At 69.2% G+C, this 26653-nt stretch carries 24 protein-coding genes; 13 read left to right on the forward strand and 11 right to left on the reverse strand.

The genetic code is table 11. The features are described 5' to 3' along the window. Nucleotide 1: 1 nt before the first annotated feature. Entirely contained in the window at nt 2-1081 is a 1080-nt protein-coding gene (ychF, locus tag J4E04_RS14360) for a redox-regulated ATPase YchF (RefSeq protein WP_056447386.1), read from the reverse strand. Nucleotides 1082-1118: 37 nt separating this feature from the next. Then, nucleotides 1119-1547, reverse strand: a complete 429-nt coding sequence (locus J4E04_RS14365) for a CD225/dispanin family protein (protein WP_490148859.1) — start codon at nt 1545-1547, stop codon at nt 1119-1121. Nucleotides 1548-1746: 199 nt separating this feature from the next. On the opposite strand from J4E04_RS14365, the gene J4E04_RS14370 reads away from it, so the two are divergent. The 4 genes from J4E04_RS14370 (at nt 1747) to J4E04_RS14385 (ending at nt 6531) form a co-directional block, all read left to right on the forward strand. After that, the gene (locus tag J4E04_RS14370; RefSeq protein WP_490148860.1) at nt 1747-4020 is read left to right on the forward strand and encodes a carbon starvation CstA family protein; all 2274 of its coding nucleotides are present in this window, start codon (nt 1747-1749) and stop codon (nt 4018-4020) included. 1 nt (nt 4021) lies between these two features. Further along, nucleotides 4022-4213, forward strand: a complete 192-nt coding sequence (locus J4E04_RS14375; RefSeq protein WP_051612930.1) for a YbdD/YjiX family protein — start codon at nt 4022-4024, stop codon at nt 4211-4213. Nucleotides 4214-4225: 12 nt separating this feature from the next. Continuing rightward, on the forward strand, nt 4226-5137 hold the full coding sequence (locus tag J4E04_RS14380) for a DNA-3-methyladenine glycosylase family protein (protein WP_490148861.1): 912 nt from the start codon (nt 4226-4228) through the stop codon (nt 5135-5137). 98 nt (nt 5138-5235) lie between these two features. Next, complete coding sequence (locus J4E04_RS14385; RefSeq protein WP_082544615.1) at nt 5236-6531, forward strand: AI-2E family transporter; 1296 nt, start codon at nt 5236-5238, stop codon at nt 6529-6531. 4 nt (nt 6532-6535) lie between these two features. Here J4E04_RS14385 and J4E04_RS14390 read toward each other — a convergent pair whose 3' ends face one another. Beyond that, nucleotides 6536-9517 (reverse strand): AAA family ATPase, encoded by a 2982-nt coding sequence (locus tag J4E04_RS14390; protein WP_490148862.1) that lies wholly within the window; start codon nt 9515-9517, stop codon nt 6536-6538. Continuing rightward, nucleotides 9514-10698, reverse strand: coding sequence for an exonuclease SbcCD subunit D (locus J4E04_RS14395; RefSeq protein WP_051612932.1), 1185 nt, complete (start codon nt 10696-10698; stop codon nt 9514-9516). Before J4E04_RS14395 ends, J4E04_RS14390 begins: the two co-directional genes overlap by 4 nt. 79 nt (nt 10699-10777) lie before the next feature. Between J4E04_RS14395 and J4E04_RS14400 the strand changes: the two genes are divergently transcribed. Both J4E04_RS14400 and J4E04_RS14405 read left to right on the forward strand, forming a co-directional pair. Then, complete coding sequence (locus J4E04_RS14400) at nt 10778-11956, forward strand: DNA recombination protein RmuC (protein ID WP_027503918.1); 1179 nt, start codon at nt 10778-10780, stop codon at nt 11954-11956. A 20-nt stretch (nt 11957-11976) separates the two neighbouring features. Next, nucleotides 11977-12840, forward strand: a complete 864-nt coding sequence (locus tag J4E04_RS14405; RefSeq protein WP_490148863.1) for a DUF6542 domain-containing protein — start codon at nt 11977-11979, stop codon at nt 12838-12840. Nucleotides 12841-12859: 19 nt separating this feature from the next. Here the strand turns inward: J4E04_RS14405 and J4E04_RS14410 are convergent, their stop codons facing one another. Further along, nucleotides 12860-13906 carry a 4-hydroxy-3-methylbut-2-enyl diphosphate reductase gene (locus J4E04_RS14410; protein ID WP_490148864.1) on the reverse strand — a complete coding sequence of 349 codons (1047 nt, stop codon included), beginning with the start codon at nt 13904-13906 and terminating at the stop codon, nt 12860-12862. 87 nt (nt 13907-13993) lie between these two features. Here J4E04_RS14410 and J4E04_RS14415 point away from each other — a divergent pair, with 87 nt between their 5' ends. The 3 genes from J4E04_RS14415 to J4E04_RS14425 are packed head-to-tail and all read left to right on the forward strand — an operon-like array spanning nt 13994 to nt 16121. Then, nucleotides 13994-14617, forward strand: coding sequence for a lipid droplet-associated protein (locus J4E04_RS14415; protein ID WP_222638191.1), 624 nt, complete (start codon nt 13994-13996; stop codon nt 14615-14617). Nucleotides 14618-14630: 13 nt separating this feature from the next. Then, a complete protein-coding gene (xseA, locus tag J4E04_RS14420) occupies nt 14631-15872 on the forward strand; it encodes an exodeoxyribonuclease VII large subunit (protein WP_490148865.1) in 1242 nt (413 codons plus the stop codon). A gap of 39 nt (nt 15873-15911) precedes the next feature. Beyond that, nucleotides 15912-16121, forward strand: a complete 210-nt coding sequence (locus J4E04_RS14425) for an exodeoxyribonuclease VII small subunit (RefSeq protein ID WP_027503922.1) — start codon at nt 15912-15914, stop codon at nt 16119-16121. A gap of 9 nt (nt 16122-16130) precedes the next feature. Here J4E04_RS14425 and J4E04_RS14430 read toward each other — a convergent pair whose 3' ends face one another. Beyond that, nucleotides 16131-16703 (reverse strand): DUF4245 domain-containing protein, encoded by a 573-nt coding sequence (locus J4E04_RS14430; RefSeq protein ID WP_027503923.1) that lies wholly within the window; start codon nt 16701-16703, stop codon nt 16131-16133. Nucleotides 16704-16896: 193 nt separating this feature from the next. Between J4E04_RS14430 and glpX the strand changes: the two genes are divergently transcribed. The 3 genes from glpX to J4E04_RS14445 all read left to right on the forward strand — a co-directional run bounded on the left by glpX (nt 16897) and on the right by J4E04_RS14445 (nt 19864). Then, nucleotides 16897-17937 carry a class II fructose-bisphosphatase gene (glpX, locus tag J4E04_RS14435; RefSeq protein WP_027503924.1) on the forward strand — a complete coding sequence of 347 codons (1041 nt, stop codon included), beginning with the start codon at nt 16897-16899 and terminating at the stop codon, nt 17935-17937. A gap of 44 nt (nt 17938-17981) precedes the next feature. Then, nucleotides 17982-19382, forward strand: a complete 1401-nt coding sequence (locus tag J4E04_RS14440; RefSeq protein WP_490148866.1) for a class II fumarate hydratase — start codon at nt 17982-17984, stop codon at nt 19380-19382. 71 nt (nt 19383-19453) lie between these two features. Then, a complete protein-coding gene (locus J4E04_RS14445; protein ID WP_222638193.1) occupies nt 19454-19864 on the forward strand; it encodes a hypothetical protein in 411 nt (136 codons plus the stop codon). Here J4E04_RS14445 and J4E04_RS14450 read toward each other — a convergent pair whose 3' ends face one another. Both J4E04_RS14450 and phoH2 read right to left on the reverse strand, forming a co-directional pair. Further along, nucleotides 19865-20731, reverse strand: a complete 867-nt coding sequence (locus J4E04_RS14450; RefSeq protein WP_027503927.1) for an acyl-ACP desaturase — start codon at nt 20729-20731, stop codon at nt 19865-19867. Nucleotides 20732-20877: 146 nt separating this feature from the next. Continuing rightward, the gene (phoH2, locus tag J4E04_RS14455) at nt 20878-22194 is read right to left on the reverse strand and encodes an RNA 5'-3' helicase PhoH2 (RefSeq protein WP_490148867.1); all 1317 of its coding nucleotides are present in this window, start codon (nt 22192-22194) and stop codon (nt 20878-20880) included. A gap of 304 nt (nt 22195-22498) precedes the next feature. Here phoH2 and J4E04_RS14460 point away from each other — a divergent pair, with 304 nt between their 5' ends. After that, on the forward strand, nt 22499-23323 hold the full coding sequence (locus J4E04_RS14460; RefSeq protein ID WP_328813122.1) for an alpha/beta hydrolase: 825 nt from the start codon (nt 22499-22501) through the stop codon (nt 23321-23323). Here J4E04_RS14460 and J4E04_RS14465 read toward each other — a convergent pair. The 3 genes from J4E04_RS14465 to J4E04_RS14475 are packed head-to-tail and all read right to left on the reverse strand — an operon-like array spanning nt 23310 to nt 26641. After that, a complete protein-coding gene (locus J4E04_RS14465) occupies nt 23310-24113 on the reverse strand; it encodes a carbon-nitrogen hydrolase family protein (protein WP_490148868.1) in 804 nt (267 codons plus the stop codon). The two genes, J4E04_RS14460 and J4E04_RS14465, sit on opposite strands and share 14 nt — an antisense overlap. Before the next feature lie 6 nt (nt 24114-24119). Continuing rightward, nucleotides 24120-25424: a serine hydroxymethyltransferase gene (glyA, locus tag J4E04_RS14470; protein WP_027503931.1), complete on the reverse strand. Its 1305-nt coding sequence runs from the start codon at nt 25422-25424 to the stop codon at nt 24120-24122. 23 nt (nt 25425-25447) lie between these two features. Continuing rightward, nucleotides 25448-26641, reverse strand: coding sequence for a DUF885 domain-containing protein (locus tag J4E04_RS14475; protein WP_222646078.1), 1194 nt, complete (start codon nt 26639-26641; stop codon nt 25448-25450). Nucleotides 26642-26653: the final 12 nt, after the last annotated feature.

Consider the following 26653-nt stretch of genomic DNA (forward strand, 5'->3'; position numbering starts at 1 on the left):
ATCACACGTTGAAGCGGAACTCCACCACGTCGCCGTCGGCCATGACGTATTCCTTGCCCTCGATGCGGACCTTGCCGGCCGACTTGGCGGCGGCCATGGATCCGGCGGCGACGAGGTCGTCGTAGGACACGACCTCGGCCTTGATGAAGCCCTTCTCGAAGTCGGTGTGGATGACGCCCGCTGCCTGCGGTGCGGTGTCGCCCTGGTGAATGGTCCACGCGCGGGACTCTTTCGGGCCTGCGGTGAGGTACGTCTGCAGCCCGAGGGTGTGGAAGCCGGCGCGCGCCAGAGCGTGCAGGCCGGGCTCCGACTGGCCGATGCTCTCGAGCAGTTCCATCGCCGACTCGTCGTCGAGTTCGACGAGCTCCGACTCGATCTTGGCGTCGAGGAAGACGGCGTCGGCGGGAGCGACAGCGGCCTTCAACTCGGCAACCTTCGCGTCGTCGGTGAGCACCGACTCGTCTGCGTTGAAGACGTAGAGGAACGGCTTGGTGGTGAGCAGATTGAGCTCACGCAGTGACGACGCGTCGAACGTGTCCTTCACCGAGTACAGCGTCGTGCCGCTGTCGAGAATCGTCTGCGCTTCCTTGGCCGCGGCTACCATCGGCGCGCGATCCTTCTGCGTGCGAACTTCCTTCTCGAGACGCGGGATCGCCTTCTCGAGGGTCTGCATGTCCGCGATGATCAGCTCGGTCTCGATGACCTCGATGTCGGCGGCCGGATCGACCTTGCCGTCGACGTGCACCACGTCGTCGTCGGCGAACACGCGCACGACCTGGCAGATGGCGTCGGCCTCACGAATGTTCGCGAGGAACTTGTTGCCCAGGCCGGCGCCCTCGGACGCGCCCTTCACGATGCCGGCGATGTCGACGAACGTGACAGGCGCCGGAAGGATCTTCTCGGAACCGAAGATCTTGGCCAGCTCGTTCAGCCGCGGATCCGGCAACGGTACGACGCCCTCGTTCGGCTCGATGGTGGCGAACGGATAGTTCGCCGCCAGCACGTCGTTGTTGGTCAGCGCGTTGAAGAGGGTGGACTTGCCGACGTTGGGCAGTCCGACGATTCCGAGGGTGAGGCTCACAGGGAGGAGAGTCTACGTGCCGCCCCCGACCGCCCTGTCAGTACGTGTAGTCGGTGCCCGATCCCGCCGAGATCGCGAAGGCGATGAGCAGCACGTAGAAGAGGATGAACAGCGCGAAGAGCCCCACGAAGATGTAGAGCGAGTACTTGCCCAGCTGCTTCGTGCGTTCCGACGCGTAGTGCGCACCCTGATAGTCGCCCAGCGACCACCGCGGGAACACCGAGCTCGAGTGGTTGAACGCCGAGAACGCCAACGGCCAGAAGAAGATCAGCGCGGCGGCGGCCCAGCCGGCGTTGGTCGGCGGCAGCGGCGGCGGGCCGTACTGCTGCTGGGGATAACTCGGCTGCTGCTGCGGGAAGGCTCCGGTGGTCGGGAACACTCCGGTGTCCGTCGGCCCCTTCGTCAGGTCGGGCTCGTACGACGAACCGGTGTACGGCTGCTGCGGGTACTCGGGGTGGTCTGACACACGAGCATCGTAGGCAGTCGGGGCGCGCGAGTGGGATCTCGTTGTCATGTCGTGACGTTCGGCGACGGTCCCGGACCGCTCGGCGCAACGATCCGCACACACCAGGCTCACAACCGCACCAAATGTCGGTCGGTCTGCTTACAGTGACTGCGATCACACGATGATCGCCGCCCCTCCACCGCATGCCAGGAGCCCGCAGATGACTGCCGTGTCCGACAGGGGGAACTCGCACGTCGAGTTCCTCAAGACCGACGACGACCTTCCCCCCGTGGGCGTCGTCGACCGCTCACCGATGACGGTGCCCAAACGCATCGTCTTCGTCATCATCGGTCTGCTGGGCGCCGTCGCCTGGACCGTCATCGCCGTGATCCGCGGCGAGCAGGTCAACGCGGTGTGGTTCGTCGTCGCGGCGGTCTGCACCTACATCTTCGCGTTCCGGTTCTACGCACGCCTCATCGAGAACCGCATCGTCCATCCACGGGACGATCGGGCCACACCCGCCGAGATCCTGGAGAACGGCAAGGACTACATGCCGACGGACCGTCGGGTGCTGTTCGGCCACCACTTCGCCGCCATCGCGGGCGCCGGTCCCCTCGTCGGTCCCGTCCTCGCCGCGCAGATGGGATATCTGCCCGGCACCATGTGGATCATCATCGGCGTCGTCTTCGCCGGCGCGGTGCAGGACTTCCTGGTGCTCTGGATCTCGACCCGCCGTCGTGGCCGCAGCCTCGGTCAGATGGCCCGCGAGGAGCTCGGCGTGGTCGGCGGTATCGCCGCCCTCATCGGCGTTTTCGTCATCATGATCATCATCATCGCGGTGCTCGCACTCGTCGTCGTGAACGCACTCGCCGAGAGCCCGTGGGGCGTCTTCTCCATCGCACTGACCATTCCCATCGCCCTCTTCATGGGCGTCTACCTGCGGTACCTGCGCCCGGGCAAGGTCTCCGAGGTCTCCCTCATCGGCGTCGTCCTGCTGCTGCTCGCCATCATCTCGGGCGGCTGGGTCGCCGAGACCGAATGGGGCGCCGACTGGTTCACGCTGTCCAAGGTCACCGTCGCGTGGTTGCTCATCGCCTACGGTCTCGCCGCGTCGATCCTCCCCGTGTGGCTGCTGCTCGCCCCGCGTGACTACCTGTCGACGTTCATGAAGATCGGCACCATCGTGCTGCTCGCCGTCGGCATCCTCATCGCTCGACCCGTCCTGCAGATGCCGGACATGACGTCGTTCGCCAGCGAGGGCAACGGACCCGCGTTCTCCGGATCGCTCTTCCCGTTCCTCTTCATCACCATCGCCTGCGGCGCGCTCTCCGGTTTCCACGCGCTGATCTCCTCGGGCACCACGCCGAAGCTTCTCGAGAAGGAGAAGCAGATGCGGATGATCGGCTACGGCGGCATGCTCACCGAGTCCTTCGTCGCCATCATGGCTCTGGTCACCGCCTGCATTCTCGATCAGCACATCTACTTCGCGCTCAACGCACCGACCGCACTCACCGGCGGAACACCCGAGACCGCCGCGGCGTACGTCAACGGGCTCGGACTGTCAGGCGGGGACGTCAGCGCGGCCGAGCTGTCGCAGGCCGCGACGGACGTCGGTGAGGAGTCGATCATCTCGCGCACCGGCGGCGCCCCCACGCTCGCGTTCGGCATGTCCGAGGTGCTGCACCAGGTCTTCGGCGGCGAGAGCCTGAAGTCGTTCTGGTATCACTTCGCGATCATGTTCGAGGCGCTGTTCATTCTCACCACCGTCGACGCAGGCACGCGTGTCGCCCGCTTCATGCTGTCGGACTCGCTCGGCAATCTCGGTGGCGGCGCGAAGAAGTTCCGCGATCCGTCGTGGCGCGTCGGTGCCTGGATCTGCTCGGTCATCGTCGTCGCGGCCTGGGGCGCCATCCTGCTCATGGGCGTCACCGATCCGCTGGGCGGCATCAACACGCTCTTCCCGCTGTTCGGCATCGCGAACCAGTTGCTGGCCGCCATCGCGCTCACGGTCGTCCTGACCGTCGTGGTGAAGAAGGGTCTGCTGAAGTGGGCCTGGATCCCCGCGCTGCCGCTGGCCTTCGACCTCGTGGTCACCATGACGGCGTCGTACCAGAAGATCTTCTCCGACGTTCCGGCCATCGGCTACTGGGCGCAGCACAGCGACTTCAAGGAAGCGAAGTCGCAGGGCCTCACCGAGTTCCGGTCCGCCGCCACACCGGAGGCCATCGACGCCGTCATCCGCAACACCTTCATCCAGGGCACGCTGTCCATCGTCTTCGCGGTGCTCGTCCTCATCGTCGCGCTCGCCGGATTCGCCGTCTGCTTCAAGGCGATCCGCGCCGGTGGACTGCCCAGCAGCGAGGAGGCGGACGTACCGTCGAAGCTGTTCGCGCCCAGCGGTTTCCTCCCCACCGAGGCGGAGAAGTCGGTGCAGGCGGAATGGGACGTCCTCATCGCCAGCGGCACGGTCCGTCGGCCGGGAACGGGCCACTGACATGAACGCCGTCCTGAAGTCCGTTCGCGCCGCGACGTGGTGGATCACCTCCGTCATGGGTGATCACGACTACGAGCGTTTCGTCGAGCACCGGAACCGGGTCCATCCCGGGCATCCGGTGCCGTCCGAGCGCGAGTACTGGAAGGCACGTCATGCGGAGGCGGACGCGAATCCGGGCGCACGCTGCTGCTGAGATCATGACGGGGTGACGTCGCCGCGCTGGACCCTCGACACCTCCGAGCTGCCGTACTCCGCTCCGTACGACACGGGGTGGATGCGGTGGTTCCTGGCGGGTCACGCGGTTCCGGGCATGGAGACCTTCACGGACGGCGTCTACCGCCGGGCTCTGCGCCTCGATCACGGCCCCGCCGTCGTCACGTGCCGGTTCGTCCCGGGTGACGGCGGCGCGGGAGTCGTCCGGGTGGAGACGCGAGCCCGGGACGCGTCGGACGTCCCCACCGCGCTGTCCCGAGTGCGGCAGGTACTGGCCCTGGACGTCGACGCGGCTCCCGTCGACGCTGCGCTCGCGGCAGATCCTGCGCTCGCCGCGTCGGTGGCCGCGGCCCCGGGGATCCGCGTTCCCGGGGCGTTCGATGCCGCGGAGGTGCTCCTTCGCACGATGATCGGTCAGCAGATCTCGCTCGGTGCCGCGGCCACGCACACCGCCCGGCTCGTCGCGGCCCTCGGAGATCCTGTGGGCGACGACGAGGGCGAAGCCGACCACGGCATCACTCGCCTGTTCCCCACTCCCGAGGCCGTGGCCACACGCGGCACCGAGATCCTCACCGGTCCGGCGCGGCGGGTCGCCGCGATCGCGTCGACGGCCGACGCTCTGGCATCGGGCGCCGTGGACGTGCGCCACGACGGCGACGCGGCCACCCAGGAGCGTGCACTGCTGGCGCTGCGCGGTGTCGGCCCGTGGACCGCCCGCTACGTGTCGATGCGGTTGCTGGGCGACCCCGACGTGCTGCTCGACACCGACCTGGTGGTCCGGCAGGGCGCGGCCCTCCTCGACATCGATCTGTCGGACACCGCCCACTGGTCACCGTGGCGGTCCTACGCCTCCATGCACCTGTGGCGTACTGCCCTTCTCGCCCGCGGGCTCACCATCGGGTAGTCCCTCCGTCGCCATGCGTGCGGAATCGGCTTCCCGGGTACAGTCACAGCGCGTTCGACTCTGCGTTCGCCGCATCATCGTCAGACGAGAGGACACACGTGAGCGAGAACGCGCCCACCACTTCCGCAGGCTCCGCGTCGGGCCGTGATCGCAGCGACCTGTTCGGCGCCGGTGGACTCTGGCTGGCCAAGTGGTCGGCCGTGCTCCTCGTCGTCTCGGCAGCGCTGTGGATCGCCGGCTGGCTGGTCGGCCAGCTGTGGGTGATCATGCTCCCGGTCCTGCTGGCACTGGTGGTCGCGACGGTGCTCTGGCCGCCCACCAGGCTGCTGCGCCGCATCGGCTTTCCGCCCGCGCTCGCCGCGTTGACCACACTCCTCGGCTTCCTCGCGGTACTCGCCGGTGTGGTCGCGTTCATCGTCCCCTCCGTCATCAGCCAGGCTCCCGATCTCGCAGACAGCGCCACCCTCGGCGTCTCGCAGGTCCAGGAGTGGCTCGAGGGCCCGCCCATCAATCTGGACGACGAGCAGATCGACAGCGCCGTCGAAGCCATCGTCACGCAGCTGCAGGACAGCGGCACGGCGATCGCCTCGGGCGTCTTCGCCGGCGTCGCCACCGCCGGGTCGATCCTGGTCACGCTCGGTCTGGTGCTCGTCCTGAGCTTCTTCTTCATCAAGGACGGCCCGCGCTTCCTCCCCTGGCTGCACGGACTGGCCGGACGCAAGGCCGGTGGTCATCTCGCCGAGGTACTCCGACGGGTGTGGGACACCCTGGGTGGCTTCATCCGTACCCAGGCCATCGTCAGCGCGATCGACGCGATCTTCATCGGCATCGGCCTGGTGATCCTCGGCGTGCCGCTGACCCCGGTGCTGATGACGCTCACCTTCCTCGGTGGCTTCATCCCCATCGTGGGTGCCTTCGTCGCCGGTGCCCTCGCCGTCCTGGTCGCGCTGGTGGCCAACGGGTTCACCACCGCGGTCATCGTCCTGGCGATCATCCTGGCCGTGCAGCAGATCGAAGGCAATGTCCTGCAGCCGATCCTGCAGAGCAAGTCGATGAACCTGCATGCCGCGATCGTGCTGCTGGCCGTCACCGCCGGCGGTTCCATCTTCGGCATCATCGGGGCGTTCCTCGCGGTCCCGGTCGCTGCGGCCACCGCGGTGCTGCTGCGCTACATCAACGAGCAGATCGAACTTCGGTCCGACGAGGATCCCGGCGCGAACGACATCGCCGAACGCATCCACGACGATCTCGGCACACCCGGTGACGACGCGCCCGTCGTCGTCCACGACGAGAAGACCCGATACGCGCCGGCGCCCTCGGACCAGTCCGACGACGTGGCACCGACTCCGATCGACGTGGACACGCACGAGGACGACGAGAAGAAGGACGACTGAGCGGTCACACTCCCGCGTGCACTCGTACCGTGGATCCGTGACGTTCGCGGATCACCTCGAGGCGTGAGGGGACCCGGTCACGGATCTCGTCGACGTGACTGACGATGCCCACCGTGCGCCCACCGGACCGGAGTTCGTCGAGGACTCCCATGACGGCGTCCAGTGATCCCGAGTCGAGACTTCCGAACCCCTCGTCGATGAACATCGTGTCCAGGGTGATGCCGCCCGCCTCGGCCGCGACGACGTCGGCGAGACCCAACGCCAGCGCGAGCGACGCACAGAATGCCTCGCCGCCCGACAGGGTGCCCGCCGACCGGACCACCCCGGTGTAGTCGTCGCGTACGTCGAGACCCAGCCCGCCGCGGGTGCCTCGGGGGCCCACGTCGTCGGAGTGCACGAACTCGAACCGGCCCTGCGACATCAACCGGAAGCGCACGGATGCCGCGGTGGCGACGTCCTCGAGCCTCGCGGCCAGCACGTAGGACCGCAGCGACATCCGGCGCGCGTTGGCGCCCTTGCCGGCCACCACCTCCGCCAGCTGCTCGAGTTCCGCGTGCTCGAGGTGGGCAGGTCCCAGACGGTCCGCAGCGGCCCACAGTTGGGCGACGAGGTCCTCGAGCATGCGTAGCCGACTATCGGCGTCTCCGGCCGAGGCGATGGCCTCGTCCAGCAACCCCCGCAGTCGGATCTCCTCCGCATCGACGGCAGCGGTGTCGACGGTCTCCCCCACCATCGCCTCCGCCACGTCCGGCTCCGCGAGCACGGCCGCAGCCGCGGAGCGCTGCTTCTCGGCGTCGAGAACGGCGTTCTCCAGCACCGTGCACCGGGCCCTGTCACGGACCGCCGCCAGGGCTTCCGTGACCTCGGTGAATCCGTGCTCGCGCGCGCACTCCACCAGGTCGGTCTCGAGCCGCATCACCGCCTGATCGGCCGAGTCGGCGTCGCGGCGCGCATCGCGCCACGCCACCGCGGCTGCGATGGCCGCGTCGAGTGCGGCACGCCGTTCCGCCACGGTGGACGTCGTCCCCACGGCGGCCGTGATGCGCGCGGTCGCCTCCGCGATCCGAGTCTCCAGCGCCTCCGTCCGCCCGCGAGTGACGCCCAGTTCGGCCGTGATCGCGTCGGCCCGCACCCGCAGACCGGCGGTCTCCTCGTCCAGCGCCGCCAGCGAGGTGTCGATCGCCGCGAGACGATCCGCGGCACGCCGCGCCTCCGCCAGTGCCGTCGTGGCCGCGTCCAGTTCGGCCGCGAGTTCCGCTGCGGTGCGATCCGCGCACCGGGTCGCGAGCTCGTCCACACGCTGTCGGCAGCGCTGCACCGCGGCGTCCGCCGTGGTGCGTTCCGCCTCGGCTGCACCGACCCGCTGTCCCGCGCGGTTCTCGTCGTCCCGGGACACCCGCCCCGCGGTCGGAGATGCGGGCGCCGGATGTTCCGTCGCGCCGCAGACTCCGCACGGGGCGCCGTCCTCGAGTCCCGCCGCGAGCTCCGCGGACATCCCCTCGAGACGGCGTTCCCGCAGGTCCAACCATTCCGTGCGCAGATCGTCGTAGCGGGTCCGGGCACGCTCGGCCGTCGTGACGGCCGCAGCAAGGCGCTCGGACTCGCGGGCCCACTCGACGTGTGCGCGTGCCGCGTCCTCGGCGCCGTGATGCCGCGCCTCCAGGCCGGCGAGACCCGCACGAGCCGCGACGGCTACTCGATGCTCGGCGTCCAGTGCCGCGCGCTCCGCAGGTACCGCGTCGAGACGTACCCGTACCGCCCGCAGGTCCGTCTCCAGACCGCGCACCCGGCCGACGGCGCGTTCCCGATCGGCCACCGCCGTCCTTCGATCGGACTCGTCGCCGGCGACACTGTCCAGCACCGCGCACTCGCCGCTCCACCGGTGCACCGCGGCATCGAGCACCTCCGCATCGGCAGGACGGGGCGGCCACGACAACGTCCCGACCAGCACGGAGGCCTCGGTCTCGGCAGCCGCCCGCTCCCGGCGCCGCATCGTCGCGGCGGCGGCGGTCGCGCGCTGACGGTGCTGGTCGAGGGTGACGGCGCGATCGCGCACCGGCAGCGCCCGACGCGCACGGTCCAGCTCAGCGATCTGCTGCGCGCGCTCGGCGTCGCCGCCCGCCAGCACCGTGAGTCGCGCTGCTGCCGCGGCCCCCCGTTCGCGTGCCTCCCGGCGGCGGTGCGCGATCCGAGCGGTCTCACGAGACGCTGCATGTTCGGCGCGCGCTGTCCGCAGATGCTCTGTGCGCCCACGGGCCAGCTCTCGGGCACCGCCCAGAAGATCGGTCCCCCACTCCACCACGTCGGTGCCCGTGAAGAGGTCCACGCCGGCGGCGGTGGCCACCTGGGCAGCCAGTCTGTCGACGGACTCCGATCGCCCGGCGAGACGCTCCGCGCTGGCGCGACGCTGATCCTGGAACCACGTCTCGATGTCGCGGAACCGATCGGTGTCGAACAACTGCTCGAGCAGCGCACCCCGTTCCTCGTTGCGCGCCCGCAGGAACCGCGCGAAGTCCCCCTGCGGCAGCAGGACGACCTGGAAGAACTGGTCCACCCGCATGCCAAGCAGGCGCTCGACCTCGAGCGCGATCTCGTCGATGCGCGTCAGGTTCTCGCCCCGGCCGTCGTGCCACGTCAGCGTCGCCTTGGCGTTCTGTTTCGTGGTTCCCACCCCGCGCCGCTTGGGGCGCAGGAACTCCGGCTGCCGGACGATGGTGAGGCGGCGGCCACCCAACGTCGCGTCGAGTTCGACGCGCGGAACCACACCCGGCGCAGCGTGATCCGACAACAGGCGTCGACTCTCTCGGCGCGAGCCGGGGAGAACGCCGTAGAGAGCGAAGGCGATGGCATCGAGAACGGACGTCTTTCCCGCTCCGGTGGGGCCGTGCAGGAGGAAGAGGCCGTCGGCCCCGAGATCGTCGAAGTCGACGTCGACCGTGCCGCCGAACGGCCCGAACGCGGTGACCGACAACGCATGCAGTCTCACGCCGAGCGCACCCACTCGTGCTCGACGGGCGATGCGGACGTCGAATCCCGCTGACCCGTGACGTTCTCGACCGCACGATCGAGCAGCTCGACCTCGGACGACGAGGGCGCGCTGCGCACGTCCGCGAGGAAGCTGCTGAGCACCTCACGGTCCGACCTACCCTGCACCTTCTCGCGGTAGCTCCCGGAATCGACACCGGCCGGGCGCTTCCACTCGAGGTGCACCGCGTGCGGGAAACGCTCCTGCAGACGGCGCATCGCGTCGACGGGCCGCACCGCATCGGTGAGCACAGCGGAGACGTAATGCTCTGTCGCGGAATCGAACCGGTTCTCCGTGCAGAGCTCCTCGAGCGTTCCCTCCAGGACGGACAGGCCCCGCACCACCGGCAGATCGACGCGCGTGACGACGCGGCCACCCGAGCCGTCGATGTCGACGAGCCACGCAGCCTTGCGATGCGAACGCTCGCCGAACGAGTACGGCAGCGGCGATCCCGAGTACCGGATGTGGTCGTCGATGGTCTGCGGAGAGTGCAGGTGGCCCAGCGCGACGTAGTCGATACCGCCGAAGATCGAAGCCGGCACGGTCTCGACGCCACCGACGGAGATCGAACGCTCGGAACCCGTACCCTCGCCGCCGATCACGAAGGCGTGGGCCAGCACCACCGAGCGGACCGACGAGTGCCGCGTCGCCAGATCGGCCGCGATGCGGCCCATCGCCGCCTGCAACACCGCGGCGTGCGAACGAGCGCCGGGTACCCCGAGCTCGGCGCGGGTGGCGTCCGGCTCGAGGTACGGAATGCCGTAGAACGCCACGTCACCGTGCTCGTCCGCCAGCACGACCGGTCGGTCGACGGCGTCGACGGTGGTGAACAGATGCAGACCGCCGGCAGCGGAGAACGCCGACCCGGCACCGAGCCGGGCGGGCGAGTCGTGATTGCCCGACGTGGCGACGATGACGGCCCCCGCGTCACGGATGGCCTCGAATGCCTTGTTGCACAGCCGGACCGCATCCGCATTGGGCACCGCACGGTCGTAGATGTCCCCGGGGACCACGACGACGTCCACACTCTGTTCTCGGACGACGGTGGCGAGAGCCTCCAGAGCACGACGCTGATCGGCCAGCAGGTCGACACCGTGAAAGGTGCGCCCGATGTGCCAGTCCGAGGTGTGCAGGATTCTCATGTCGCCGACGCTAACGGAGACCTACGACAAAGACGCTCGGGCCGAAGGTGTGTCGGTACCCCGGTTCATAGTGAGCCTCATGACCGCCCTCACTGCCGTGACCACTCTCGTCACCCTTCTCGTCGGCCTGGGGTTGGGCTGGTGGTTGCGGGCCGCACGCGGCGACGTCGAACTCGCCCGTGCGGGTGAGCGGCTCGCGGTCTCCGCGGACAACGAGGAGACGCTGCGGCGGTCGTTGTCGCTGCTCAACGAGGACTCCGCGCGGCGCCACTCCGGCGCCATCGGTCAACAGGTCTCCCACCTGGTCGACCCGCTGCGGGAGGCGGTCGACGCACTCGAGGAACACGTACGGCTCGTCGAGCGCGACCGTGTTCACGCATACGCGGGACTGACCGAGCAGGTCGCCGGGATGCACCGCGCCTCGCGGCAGTTGGCGTCGCAGACGGACCAGCTCGTCACCGCGCTGCGGGCGCCACAGATTCGTGGCCGGTGGGGCGAGATCCAGCTCGAGCGGGTCGTGGAGCTGGCCGGCATGACGCGCCACTGCGACTTCGACACCCAGGTCGCCGCACCCGGCGTGCGCCCCGATCTGGTGGTCAAGCTCGCCGGTGGCAAGCGCATCGTCGTCGACGCCAAGGTTCCGCTGGTCGCCTTCCTCGACGCGAGCGCCGAGCAGGATCCCGAGACCATCGATCGGCATCTCGAACGCCACGCCAAGCACCTGCGCACACACGTCGACCAGCTCGCCGACAAGAAGTACTGGCACGCGTTCGACCCGTCGCCGGAATTCGTCGTCCTCTTCGTTCCGGGCGATCCGTTCCTCGATGCCGCGCTGACGCGCGACCGCGGCCTGCTCGAACACGCCTTCTCCCGCAACGTGGTGCTCGCCACCCCGACCACTCTCATCGCCCTGCTGCGGACCGTCGCCTACACGTGGAAACAGGACGCACTGGCCGAGGACGCCGCTCGCGTGCGTGTGCTGGGCCGTGAGCTGTACGAGCGCCTCGGCACGGTCGGAGCCCACGTGGATCGCTTGGGATCACAGCTGGGCAAGGCCGTGGACTCGTTCAACGCGGCGGCGGGATCGTTGGACGCTCGCGTCTTCGTCACAGCACGCAAGCTGCACGAGATGTCCCTCTTCGACGGCGAACCGCCGCAGGTCACGAGTGTGGACCAGCGGCCACGAACCATGACCGCGACTGCGATGGAGGGCACCTCGTCGACGTGTCGCGGGCATGCCGACGACGCAAGTCGTTGAATCAACGCTAACCTCGCTGTGTGTCTTCCCCCCAACGCGCACGCTCGGGAGTGCCTCTCGACCAGCGCTCCGCTGTGCCGTCGGTACCCGGAATCCCCGCATGGGGCGCCGTCGCGGTGGCAGTGGGCGCAGCCGTCCTGGGCTTTCTCGTCGATGCCATGCGTGGCGACGAGCTGGGATCGACGTTCGCCGTCCTGTACGTGCTCGGTGCACTCATCGCCGTGGTCGCGGTCCGCCATCGTGGACTCTTCACCGCCATGGTGCAGCCGCCGCTCATCATGTTCCTCGGCGTCCCCATCGCATACCAGATCCTCACCGACGGAGCGGGCACCTCGATCAAGGACATCGTCCTGACCGTCGCCGTGCCGCTCGTCGATCGCTTCCCGCTGATGGCGCTGACCACGCTGTTGGTCCTCGGCGTCGGTGGCGCCCGGCTTGCGCTCGATCGTCGCCCCACTCCGGTCCGGAAGCCGGCGCGCGCAGCGCGACCGGCCGCGGCAGCGCGTGACGCCGCACCCCGACGGTCGCGCTCCGAACGTCCCGCCACTCGCGAGACGGCGGGACGGGCGGAGGAACGGCGCAGGACCCGCCAGGAACCGCGGACGGACGCACCCGACGCTCGACACGACCGCACCCGGCGTGCACGGCCCGCCGCACCGCAACCGCGCGAGGAGTCACGCGCTGCTCGGCCCGCCCCGCGCGCCTACGAGGGCCAGGTCACGGCTTCCGACAACGGTCGCCCACGGGAAGCTCGCCCCCGGTACGAACCCACGCCGTACGAACCCACGCCGTACGAACCCACGCCGTACGAACCCCGGCGCACCGGTGCGGAGAATCTGTCGCCGTACCCCGCACCACGGGTGCGCTACCGCGACCGGGACTGATCTCCCGGCCGCGGTCGGCTCACACCCGGCTGGTGGTCCGCAGCTCGCGAGGAAGCGCGAAGACCAGCGTCTCGTTGGCCGTCGTCACCGACTTCACGTCGCCGAAGCCATGTGCCTCGAGCAGGTCCAGCACTCCACGCACCAGCACCTCCGGCACGGATGCGCCGGACGTGATGCCCACCGTGCGGACGCCCTCGAGCCAGGCGAGATCGATGTCCTTGGCGTAGTCGACCAGGTAGCTCGCGCGCGCGCCCGCGGCGAGCGCGACCTCGACCAGACGGACGGAGTTCGACGAGTTCGTCGACCCGACCACGATCACGAGATCGCATTCGGGCGCCATCGCCTTGACGGCGACCTGACGGTTCTGGGTGGCGTAGCAGATGTCGTCGCTGGGCGGATCCTGCAGGTTGGGGAACTTCTCCCGCAGTCGCGCGACAGTCGTCATGGTCTCGTCGACACTCAACGTGGTCTGCGACAACCAGATGACGCGGTTCTCGTCCCGGACGGTGACGGCGTCGACGGAATCCGGCCCGTCCACGACCTGCACGTGGTCCGGGGCCTCGCCCGCGGTGCCCTCGACCTCCTCGTGACCCTCGTGGCCGATGAGCAGGATGTCGAAGTCGTCGCGAGCGAACCGCTTGGCCTCCTGGTGCACCTTCGTCACCAGTGGGCACGTCGCGTCGATGGTGCGCAGGTTCTTGGCGGCCGCGGACTCGTGGACCGCCGGTGAGACACCGTGCGCGGAGAACACGAGCAGTGCCCCGTCCGGCACCTCGTCGGTCTCGTCCACGAAGATGACGCCCTGATCGGACAGCGTCTCCACCACGTGGCGGTTGTGCACGATCTCCTTGCGCACGTAGATCGGGGCGCCGTGCTTCTCGAGCGCCTTCTCGACCGTCTCCACCGCTCGATCCACACCGGCGCAGTACCCGCGCGGCTCGGCGAGCAGAACGCGCAGCGGGCCGTCGTAGACCTCACCTGTGACCGCCGGCCGGGCGATACCCAGCTCGAGCGGGATGGCGGAGGAGGTGGTGGAGGACGAGGACACCGGAAGAGCCGAAGACATACCACGAGGATACGGGTAGTCGGGTGGGCGTCGCTTCCCGCGCACGTCGACTGGGAAAAATGCGCGACGTGGGGCACTCTGTGAGACATGATCCGTCCACCCTTCGCCGCCCGCGTCGCGCTCGGAATCGCCGTGACCGTCGTCGAGGAGGCTCGGCGTCTCCCCACCACCGCCATCTCCCTGCCGATGACCGCCGTGAGCGAGGTCCTCCAGACCGCGATGCGTCTGCAACAGACCGTCACCGAGCTGGCCATCAAGGGCGACCAGGTGTTCTCCCTGATCGGCTCCCGCCCGGTCGAGACCGCGGAGTGGGCGACCTTCGACGACGACGCGGACGTCGCACCCGCGCGGTACACGCAGGTGCCGCTGTCCACCGAGCCCGAGCCGGTCGGTGACCCGGCCGGAGAGATCGACGTGCCGGAGCCCGGTGCGCCCGCAGGGCGGTTCGCCCTGTACTCGACCCCGCCGTCGGAGATCGAGACGACCGAACCCGTTCCGGCCCCGGCTCTCGCGACCGCGCCGACCGCGACTCCCGAGATCGTGGAGTACCTCGACTACGACGCCCTGACGCTGGCTCAGTTGCGTGCCCGTCTGCGGTCGCTGTCGGTCGAGGACCTCACGTCACTTCTCGAGTACGAGACGTCGGCCGCGGATCGCGCGCCGTACCGGACCATGCTCGAGAACCGCATCACCACCGCCCGAGCGAAGTGATTCTCGGACCACGATGACCACGGCCGCCACCAGCACCGCCGAGAACCCGCTCCCCGTCCGCACGGTCGCGACGAAGGTCGCCGGGTGGATCGATCGCCTCGGCAGCGTGTGGGTCGAGGGCCAGATCACGCAGATCTCGGTGCGTGCGGGAACGCGCACGGCGTTCCTGACGCTCCGCGACCCGTCCGCCGACATGTCGCTGTCGGTGACGTGCTCACCGATGCTCATCCAGAACTCTCCCGTGCCGTTGACCGAGGGCGCTCGCGTCATCCTCTACGGCAAGCTCAGTTTCTTCACCGGTCGCGGCACACTGTCGTTGCGCGCCACGGAGATTCGAGCGGTGGGAGTCGGCGAGCTGCTCGCCCGCATCGAGCGTCTGCGCGGTCTTCTCGCGGCCGAGGGACTCTTCGATCCGCGACTCAAGCGGCCGCTCCCCTTCCTGCCCCGCGTCGTCGGGCTCGTCACCGCACGCGCCAGTGCTGCCGAACGCGACGTGCTCAGCGTCGCGGAACGGCGGTGGCCGGCGGTGCGCTTCGAGGTACGCAACACTCCCGTGCAGGGCCCGTCGGCGGTGCCCGGCATCCTGCGGGCGCTGGCCGAGCTGGACGAGGATCCCACGGTCGACGTGGTGATACTCGCCCGCGGCGGCGGCAGTGTCGAGGATCTGCTGCCGTTCTCCGACGAGGCGCTCTGCCGCGCGATCTCCCGTGCCACGACGCCGATCGTGAGCGCCATCGGACACGAACCGGACAGTCCGCTCAGCGATCACGTGGCGGATCTTCGTGCCGCCACCCCCACCGATGCCGCCAAGCTCGTCGTGCCCGACGCCGTGGCCGAACGGGAACTGGTCGCCGAGCTGCGGAGCCGCAGCGCCGCAGCGCTCCGCAGTTGGGTGCAGCGCGAGGCGCGCGCACTGGACGCCCTGCGGCACCGGCCCGTGCTGGCCGATCCCCTCTCCGCGGTCGCCCGCCGCGAGGAGGAGATCGCCGAGATGCGCCGCGTCGTCCGCCGCGACGTGGAGCGCGCGGTGTCGCGAGAGGCGACGACGGTGGAGCACATGCGCGCGCGTCTGACCACGCTCGGACCGGCGGCGACTCTGGCGAGGGGCTACTCGGTGGTGCAGCGCATAGTCCCCGGATCCGACCCCGAGGTGCTCCGGTCGGTCGACGACGCCGCGCCGGGTACGCAGCTCCGGGTCCGCGTCGCGGACGGCGTGGTCACGGCCGTCACGATGGGTCGCAGTTCCGCCACCTGACTCGTCCGCTGTCGGACTCTCGAGGCAGCATGGGGACTCATGAACGAGACACCGATCGCCGAGCTGGGCTACGAGGACGCGCGCGACGAGTTGGTCGACGTGGTCAAGCTGCTCGAGCAGGGCGGCCTGGATCTCGATGCCTCACTGGCGCTGTGGGAGCGCGGCGAAGCACTGGCGACGCACTGCGAGCAGCACCTGGCCGGCGCGCGCACGCGCATCGAGAAGGCGCTGGCCCGCGACGAGGAGTGAAGGAGCGCGTCAGCGCTTGTCGAGTACCGGAGCCGTCGCCGTGGCGGATGCCAGCGCGACGAACTCCTCCTGCGACCCGGAACCGGTGAGCATCGCGCGGGTGTCGCCGAGATCGGCCACCCAGTACGGTTCCGTGTCGTCGTTGCCGTAGACCACCCAGTTCAGCCCGGCGATGGCCTCCGCGCCGCCGGCGGACACCCGTGATCCCTCGGTCTTCGAGCGGACCAGCTCGTCCTCGGAGGCGTCGCTCTGGGTGAGCGAGAGGAAATTGCCGTTCTCGGTGACGAAGCCGACGGTGCTGGACTGAAACTCCGAGCCCGAGACAGGGCCACGGTTCGCCGAGTTCGGGATCCACTGATCGGGCACGTCGGGACTGCGCACCGGGAAGGTCAGCGCATTCGCGTCCGCCTGCAGGGACGCCCCCAGATCGATGCGAGGAACCTCACCCGCCTCGGGGCCGCCCACACGCAACGAACACTGACCGGCGATGGCCGCGATCACCAGGCATGCGAGAAGAAGCGGGATCAGGGACCAGGCCATGTCCTTGTTGTTCTGCAGGTACCTGGGTTTCTTGTCGGCCACCTCTCCAGTATCGCACCGAGCGCGCGGGGGCTCGCCATCCGCGCAGCTCCGCGCTTCCCCCGGCAGGCCGGGGCCGTGCGACTAGTGCGACAATCACGCCGAGTCTTTTTCGCCCGAGTCGATGTTCATTCCGTGCGGACGACGCCCGTCAGTCGGGCTGCGAACCGCGCCATGTGCAAGGAGGCACAGCCCCATGACGGCCAACACCGACGTTCCCACGCAGATGGCGCCGGATCGAAACCTCGCGCTCGAACTCGTCCGCGTCACCGAGGCCGGGGCGCTCGCGTCCGGGCGTTGGGTCGGCCGCGGCGACAAGGAGGGTGGCGACGGCGCTGCCGTGGACGCCATGCGCCAGCTGGTGAGCTCGGTGTCGATGCGCGGCGTCGTGGTCATCGGAGAGGGCGAGAAGGACGAGGCGCCCATGCTCTACAACGGCGAGCAGGTGGGCAACGGCAACGGTCCCGAGGTCGACTTCGCCGTCGATCCCGTCGACGGCACGACGCTGATGGCCAAGGGCATGCCCAATGCGATCTCCGTGCTCGCGGTGGCCGAGCGCGGTGCGATGTTCGATCCGTCGGCCGTGTTCTACATGGAGAAGATCGCCGTCGGCCCCGACTACGCCGATGCCATCGACATCACCGCTCCGGTCGCCGAGAACATCGCCCGGATCGCGAAGATCAAGAAGGGGTCGTCCTCGGACGTCACCGTGTGTGTGCTCGACCGTCCCCGCCACACCGAGCTGATGCAGCAGATCCGCGACACCGGTGCCCGCATCCGGTTGATCTCGGACGGTGACGTCGCCGGCGCCATCGCGGCCGCCCGCCCCGATTCGGGCACCGACATCCTGATCGGCACCGGCGGCACGCCCGAGGGCATCATCGCCGCGGCGGCCATGCGCTGCATGGGGGGAGCACTGCAGGGCCGGCTCGCCCCGACGGACGACGACGAGCGCCAGAAGGCCGTCGACGCAGGCCACGATCTCGATCGCATCCTGAACACCAATGATCTGGTCGCCGGGGAGAACGTCTTCTTCACCGCGACCGGCGTCACCGACGGTGATCTGCTGCGCGGAGTGCGCTACTCCGGCGGCGGTGCCCACACGCAGTCCATCGTCATGCGCTCCAAGTCGGGCACCGTGCGGATGATCGACGCGTACCACCAGCTGAACAAACTGCGGGAGTATTCGTCCGTGGACTTCGACGGGGACACCTCCGGCGCCGTCCCGTCCTTCTGACGCGCACTCCGACTTCCCGACCCATCTACCGAGGCACGAGGTACATGACAGACAACGATCAGCAGTTCCGCATCGAGCACGACACGATGGGAGAGGTTCGCGTACCCGTCGACGCGCTGTGGCGTGCGCAGACACAGCGCGCCGTCGAGAACTTCCCCATCTCGGGCCGCCCCCTCGAGCGCACCCAGATCCGCGCGATGGGGCTGCTCAAGGCCGCATGTGCACAGGTCAACAAGGACCTGGGTCTGCTCGATGCGGACAAGGCCGACGCCATCATCGCGGCGGCCGGCGAGATCGCGGACGGCAAACACGACGATCAGTTCCCCATCGACGTGTTCCAGACCGGCTCGGGCACCAGCTCCAACATGAACGCGAACGAGGTCATCGCGAGCATCGCGAAGAACGCGGGCGTCGAGGTGCACCCCAACGACCACGTCAACATGTCGCAGTCGTCCAACGACACGTTCCCCACCGCGACGCACGTCGCCGCGACCGAGGCCGCGGTCACCAGCCTGATCCCGGCCCTCGAGTACCTGCACACCGCTCTGGCGGCCAAGGCGACCGAGTGGAAGACCGTCGTGAAGTCGGGCCGCACCCACCTCATGGACGCGGTGCCCGTCACGCTCGGCCAGGAGTTCGGCGGCTACGCACGTCAGATCGAGGCCGGCATCGAGCGCGTGCAGTCCACGCTCCCCCGCCTCGGCGAACTCCCCATCGGCGGCACCGCCGTCGGCACGGGTCTCAACGCCCCCGACGGCTTCGGCCCGAAGGTCGTGACCGAGCTGGTGAAGTCGACCGGTGTCGACGCCCTCACCGCGGCGAAGAACTCGTTCGAGGCCCAGGCGGCTCGTGACGGTCTGGTCGAGGCGTCGGGCGCGCTGCGCACCATCGCCGTCTCGTTGACCAAGATCGCCAACGACATCCGCTGGATGGGGTCGGGCCCGCTCACCGGTCTCGGCGAGATCCGGCTCCCCGACCTGCAGCCCGGCAGCTCGATCATGCCCGGCAAGGTCAACCCGGTTCTCCCCGAGGCGGCCACCCAGGTGGCGGCGCAGATCGTCGGCAACGACGCGGCGATCGCCTGGGGCGGCGCAGCCGGAGCCTTCGAACTCAACGTCTACATCCCCATGATGGCGCGCAACCTGCTCGAGTCGTTCACGTTGCTCGCCAACGTCTCCCGCCTGTTCGCCGACAAGTGTGTCGACGGCCTCGTCGCCAACGAGGAGCACCTCAAGCAGCTCGCCGAGTCGTCGCCGTCCATCGTGACACCTCTCAACAGTGCGATCGGCTACGAGGAAGCTGCGGCCGTCGCCAAGCAGGCCTTGAAGGACAAGAAGACCATTCGCGAGGTCGTCCTCGAGCGTGGACTCGTCCCCGAGAAGTTGTCGGAACAAGAACTCGACAAGCGCCTCGACGTCCTGGCGATGGCCAAGGTCCAGGACTGACCCAGCACTCCCCGCCCCGCATCACGGCGAAACGCTGTGGTGCGGGGCGATCAGGAGAAGTGTGACGTGTCATGACACGAACTGCAGTGGCACTCCTCGGCGGCGCCGCCGCGATCGGCGCGGCGCTGGCCGCCCCCACGCTGGCGTCCGCCGGACCCGTTCCCGACGGCGTCTACGTCGGCACCACGCCCGAGGGCGCTCCCGTCCCGCTGTGGGACGGCAAGACCATCACCGGCGACACGACGGTCAACCGACTTCTCGGCGTGAACGCGATCCCGGGCGACGTCTACCGCGCCCCGAGCATCGCGACCGGGGCCGACGTGGTCCACGTCGACTACTCGCGCCTGTCCCCCGCCTTCGGAGCCGTCTTCCACGACGAGATGACGCGCGACGCCGTGAACCCGAACCGTTGGAACGGCACCGTGTACTTCGTCGGTGCCGGTCAGCCGGTGGTGGTGGGCGGGTTCGCGATCACGCGCTGATCAGGACGCGGCAGTGGCGAGTGCGCTCTCGAGCTCCGCGCGGGCCGCGAGGCCGTCCTCGCCGAGGCCGTCGAGGGTGAACACGTTCCACGCCTCGAGCAGGGGCTTGATCACCTCTTCGGTCTCGATGGTGCGGTCGTAGAGCCCGATGCCGGCGAGCAGTTCGGCGCTGCCACCGCGGCCGGGGAGATCGACGGTGGGGACCGAGAAGGACGCGACGGTGTCGGCGATGGCGCGGACGGCGCCGTCGGCATCGACGCGGATCGCGGCGGAGACCAGGTCGGTGAAGAGCGTGGTCTGCAGCTCGTCGTCCTCGGCGATGCGGTCGAGGATGCTCGACAGGAGAGCGTCCTGCGACGACGCGGAGGCGCGACGGTGGCGCACGGCCGCTGCGCGCTCGTCGAGGGCGAACTTGGCGAGGATGTGCAGCACGTGCAGAGACGGTGCGGAGTAGCCGGTGGTCATGTGCTCGATGCGCACACGCTCGAGATCCACCGGGTCGACCGCGCGAGTCGTCATGAGGTAGTTGCGCAGCACGATGGCGTGCCGGTTCTCCTCCGCGGTCCACCGGCCGATCAGCTTCCACCAGACGTCGCTGCTCCGGAGAGCGAACGCCAGGTCGCGGTGGTACTCGGGCAGGTTGTCGGCGACCAGCACGCTGACGGTGGCACCGACGACCTCGGCGTCACCGAGCGTCACCTGCTCCGGAGACCAGTCCTCGCCGCCGAGGAACGCGAAGTTGCGACCCGAGTCCCACGGAACGTAGTCGTGGGGCTGCCAGTCCCGAGCAGCGTCGATGTGCTTCTGCAGCAGGTGCGCGGCATCGGCTTCGAGCTCGCTCAACAGGTCCTGGTCACTCTTCGGCATCACAGCAGCATAACGGCCGTAGGTGTCCACTCCGAACCTTCGGACCGCGCGACGCGGATTCCGGTGATCTCCCTGACAAAGAGGTCGGTGATAGTTCGGCGTCACACCGCGCCGGGCGGTCCGTGCCGCCCGGCGCGAACGGTGACTCAGGCCGGCCCGAACTCCTCGAGCATCTCGGTGACCAGTGCGGCGATGGGCGAGCGCTCCGAACGGGTCAGCGTGATGTGGGCGAAGAGAGGGTGCCCCTTCAACTTCTCGATCACGGCGGCGACACCGTCGTGGCGTCCGACCCGCAGGTTGTCGCGCTGCGCCACGTCGTGCGTGAGCACCACGCGTGATCCCGTGCCGAGCCGCGAGAGCACCGTCAGCAGGACGTTGCGTTCCAGCGACTGCGCCTCGTCGACGATGACGAACGAGTCGTGCAGCGACCGTCCGCGGATGTGCGTGAGCGGCAGCACCTCGAGCATGCCGCGTGCGGTGACCTCCTCGATGACCTCCGGACTCGCGAGACCGTCGAGCGTGTCGAACACCGCTTGCGCCCACGGGCCCATCTTGTCGCTCTCGCTGCCGGGGAGGTAGCCGAGCTCCTGGCCGCCGACCGCGTACAGCGGCCGGAACACGACGACCTTGCGATGGGTCCGTCGTTCGAGCACCGCGTCGAGGCCCGCGGTGAGCGCGAGCGCGGACTTACCGGTGCCGGCCTTCCCGCCGAGCGAGACGATGCCGATGCTCTCGTCGAGCAGCAGATCCAGGGCGACGCGCTGCTCGGCGGACCGGCCGTGCAGGCCGAACGCCTCACGCTCGCCGCGCACCAGCTGCACCTGCTTGTTCGCCGTCACCCGACCCAACGCGCTGGACGTAACGCCGAGCAGTCGAACACCGGTGTGGCACGGCAACTCTCGCGCTTCGTCGATGTCGGCGAATCCCTCGGCGAACAGGCCGTCGATGGTCGCGCGCGACGCCTCGATCTCGGCCATGCCCGTCCATCCCGACGGGACGACGTCGTGAGCGTGGTACTCGTCGGCCGGCAGACCCACCGCACCGGCCTTGACGCGCAGCGGGATGTCCTTGCTGACCAGCACCACGTCCTTGCCCTCGGCGGCGAGGTTCAGTGCGCACGCGAGGATCCGCGAGTCGTTGGAGTCGGTCCGGAAGCCGACGGGAAGCACAGCGGGGTCGGTGTGATTGAGCTCGACCTGCAGGGTGCCGTTCTCGGTGCCGATGGGCACGGGCTGATCGAGGCGCCCGTGGCGGATCCGCAGGTCGTCGAGCATCCGCAACGACTCGCGCGCGAACCACCCCAGTTCGTGATGATGCCGCTTGCCCTCGAGCTCACTGATGACGACGAGTGGAAGGACGATCGCGTGCTCGGCGAACCGAGTCACGGCCCAGGGGTCCGAGAGCAGAACCGAGGTGTCCAGCACGTAGGTGCGGACGGAAGAACCGGAGCGAGCTGCAGTCACGTGGGGCTCCTAAGGACGCGCGGTCACCGCGCATCCGTCGATCGCTGGACCGGTCGATCCCGACACCGCAGGGACCGGGGCCGGCCCCTCCCGACCGAATGACTCAGTCATGTGTGAGGACCTCCCGTACGGACGGCTTCCCCGCCACCCGCACTGCTGACGCTAGACCGGATCGGGGGCGCAGGCTCGGCGACACGTGGGGACGTGTGGGTGAACTCTGCGTTACACGCCCGTGCGCCTTTCGCGCATCCAGGAGTACGCAAAAGGCGCACGGGGCCGAAGGCCACGGTGTTAACTTCGGCCGATGCAGAACGCGCAGGAAATGCAGCAGCTCAGGGGAACCCACGGCACCGTCGCCTACCGTTCCTGGCCGTCCACCACGCCGGGATTCGTCGCGCTGCTCGCGCACGGGTACGGCGAACACTCGGGTCGCTACGGCCACCTGGCGTCGACCCTGACGTCGGCCGGAGCGGCGGTGTACGCCCCCGACCATCACGGGCACGGGCAGTCGGACGGGACGCCCGCCGAGATCACGGACGTGGACGGCATCGTCGCCGATCTGCACTCGATCGCGGACATCGCCCGCGGCGAGCACCCCGATCTACCGGTGATGCTGCTGGGCCACTCGATGGGCGGTCTCATCGCCACGCGCTACGCGCAGACCCACCCCGGCGAGCTGGCGGCACTCGTGCTGTCCGGTCCGCTGGTCGGGCAGAACCCGGCCTTCTCGATGCTGCTGTCGATGGACGAGATCCCCGAGATCCCGATCGACCCGTCCGTACTGTCCCGCGACCCCGAGGTCGGCGCCGCCTACCAGGCGGACCCGCTGGTCTTCCACGGCCCCTTCGCACGCGTCACCCTCGAGACCTTCACGGCCGCGGTGGAGACGGTGGCGTCCTCCGGCACTCTCGGCGACCAGCCGACGTTGTGGCTGCACGGCGGCGACGATCAGCTGGTGCCGCTGGAGCCGACGACCGAGGCGATGCGCTCACTGCGCGGCCCGTCGTTCGAGGAGAAGGTCTACCCCGGTGCGCGGCACGAGATCCTGAACGAGACCAACCGCAGCGAGGTCGAGTCGGACATCCTCGACTTCCTGGGCCGCGCCGGCCTGCCGCTCACTCGCGACTGAGGTCGCGGACGATCGACGAGTAGAGGCCGGGGCGGCGGTCCACCAGGTAGGGGTTGTCTCGATGGGCCGCCGCCACGACCTCGGTGTCCACCGTGCCGAGAATCAGGCCGGTCTCGTCGTCGAGTCGGTCGATCACCTCGGCGTCGGGGCCGACGATGCTGCTACGGCCGACGTAGGTGGTGGCGCGCTCGGTTCCGACGTGGTTGACGTACGCGACGTAGAGCTGGTTCTCCCATGCGCGCGTGCGGATGACGACGTCGGCCACGAATGTGAACGGCACCATCTGCGCGGTGGGAACGAGCAGGGCGTGCGCGCCCGCGAGGGCCGCGGCTCGGACGTTCTCGGGGAACTCGACGTCGTAACAGATCATCAGACCGAGCCGCACCCCGCGGAAGTCGACGACCGTCACCGAGTCGAGCCCGGGCGAGTACCACTCCCGGTCGAGCTCACCGTAGAGGTGCGACTTGCGGTGCTGCGCGATCACACTGCCGTCCGCATCGACGAGTGCGACCGTGTTGTACACCGCTCCCGCCTCGGTCTGCGGCAGACCCACGAGCAGCGCGATGCCGCGGCGGCGCGCCAGTGCGCACACCTCGGAGAGAAGCTCCCGTGACGTCAGCTCGGCGAGGCGGTCACCGATGTCGTACCCGGTCACGAACATCTCCGGCGTGACCAGGAGGTCGGCTCCGCGCGCCAGAGCCGCCCCCGCGGCTCCGTCGAGTTCCGCGAGGTTGGCTTCGACGTCACCCGGTGACCCCGCCGTCTGCAGACCCGCCACGGTGAGCCGCATGTCGGATCAGCCCAGCAGTCCCCAGCCCTCGAGTCCCTCGTACAGCGGGAAGTCGTGGGCGAGCGTGCTGACGCGACCACGCAGGTCGTCGGTGGCCTCGCCGGTGGCGAGCGCCGTCGCGATGATGTCGGCGACCTCGGTGAACTCGGCCTCGCCGAACCCACGGGTCGCGAGCGCCGCGGTACCGATACGCAGACCGGAGGTGACCATCGGCGGGCGCGGATCGAACGGCACCGCGTTGCGGTTCACGGTGATGCCGACCTCGTGCAGCAGATCCTCGGCCTGCTGGCCGTCGAGCTGCGAGTTGCGCAGGTCCACCAGCGCGAGGTGGACGTCGGTTCCGCCCGTCAGCACCGAGACACCCTTGTCGGAGACGTCGGCGCCGGTCAGCCGCTCCGCGAGCAGCGACGCACCGAGCAGGGTGCGTTCCTGACGCTCCCGGAACTCGGGAGTGCCGGCGATCTTGAAGGCGACGGCCTTGGCCGCGATCGCGTGCATGAGCGGACCGCCCTGCTGGCCGGGGAACACCGCGGAGTTGAGCTTCTTCGCCCACTCCTTCTTGGCGAGGATGATGCCCGAGCGGGGCCCACCGAGGGTCTTGTGGACGGTGGAGGACACGACGTCCGCGTAGGGCACCGGAGACGGGTGCACACCGGCGGCGACGAGCCCGGCGAAGTGCGCCATGTCGACCCACAGAAGCGCACCGACCTCGTCGGCGATGGAGCGGAACGCGGCGAAGTCCTGGTGCCGCGGGTAGGCCGACCATCCGGCGATGAGCACCTGTGGGCGTGCGTGCAGCGCCTGCTTGCGCACCTCGTCCATGTCGATGCGGTGGTCTTCCTTGCTCACACCGTAGGACTCGACCTCGTAGAGCTTGCCCGAGAAGTTCAGCTTCATGCCGTGCGTCAGGTGGCCGCCGTGCGCCAGGTCCAGACCCATGATCTTGTCGCCCGGGTTGATCAGAGCCATGAGAACGGCGGCGTTGGCCTGGGCGCCCGCGTGCGGCTGCACGTTGGCGAACTCGGCACCGAACAGCTCCTTCGCCCTGGTCCGAGCCAGATCCTCGACGATGTCGACGTGCTCACACCCGCCGTAGTACCGACGACCGGGGTAACCCTCGGCGTACTTGTTGGTGAGGACGCTGCCCTGCGCCTGGAGCACCGCGCGGGGAACGAAGTTCTCCGACGCGATCATCTCCAGGGTGTCGCGCTGGCGTCCCAGCTCGCCGGCCATCGCCGCGGCGACCTCGGGATCCACCTCGGCGAGGGAGGCGGTGTCGATGTTGGTGGCAGAGACGGGCGCAGCAGTCATGCCGCCGAGTCTAATGCCCGTGATCAGCGCAGTTGAGACGGGATGAGGGGTTCGTCGAGCAGCCGCTCGAAGCGGTCGGCTCGGCCGTCCGCCGAGTCGGCCCGGTGCAGCCACGAGTGCAGCAGGCGATACCCCTCGACATAGGTGCTGGTGTAGGCACGCCAGAGCGGTGAGGACAGGAATCGCAACATCTGACGGGCGCGTTCCGGTGTCGCGAGCGACCACTGCCCCAGGAACGCGGCCACGTCGTCCTGGCTGCGGTGCTCGTCGTGCAGCAGCAGCGCGGCGTCCTGACGCACCCCCAGCAGCTTCGCCGACGCGGTCTGCAGCGCCTCGGCGCGTTCCCCGTCGAATCGCAGGCCGAGGTCGGCGTAGATCTCCTGCGCCCACACTCCCCAGCCCGGCCCGACGATAGACTCGAGCGCCAGGTCCGCGAGGCCCTCGGCCATCAGGCACTGCGGAGTGTTGACGACGAAGAGCGTCTGCTCCGCCTGCCCGGCACCGCGCACGAGCCCGGCCTCCTTGCGGCAGTGCTCGGTGTGGTGGCCCGGGTACGACTCGTGTGCGATGAGATGGGGCAGATGCGCCATGTGCTGCTTGAGGTCCGAGTTGATCGCGACGGTGGACCGGTAGTCGCCCAGGTAGTAGTTGAACCCGGACCACGGCTTGTCGCCCACCACCTCGTAGGTGACCTTCTCGGTGTCGGGCAGCGGGTACCGGCCGCGCACCTTGTCGCGCAACGCACTGGAGAACGCCTCGACGCACTCGGCGAGCCGCTCGGGCGGGATCTCGTCGGCCACGCGGTGAGCGCGCACCCGCTCCCCCAGTGGCCCCGCCCCGGCCAGCACCTCGTCCATCAGGCGATGTGCCTCGCGGTAGTCGTCGGTGTCGCCCGGTGCGATCGCGACGTCGAAGTAGTCGTGCACCTCGTCGACGAATCCGATCTCGTCACCGGCCAACTTCCGTGCCGACGTCTCGAGCGCGCGCAGGTGGACGTCGAGGAACGCGGCGCGGTCCTCGGAGAGCCCCGACGAGGGCAGTTCGGTCCGCAGTTCCGTCGCCCGCCGCGCCAGCGCGCGGGGTTCGGGCGGGGGCGCGTTCTCGACCTGGCGTCGCAGAGCGGGGTCTCCGGTGTAGGCGTCGACGAACCCCTCCTCGAGGCGATCGAAGGACAACCCCAGCACGAGGTAGTCGTGGACGAGAGTGTCGGCGTGCATGACGCTCGACTC

It is taken from the genome of Rhodococcus sp. NFXS4, from assembly GCF_058139645.1.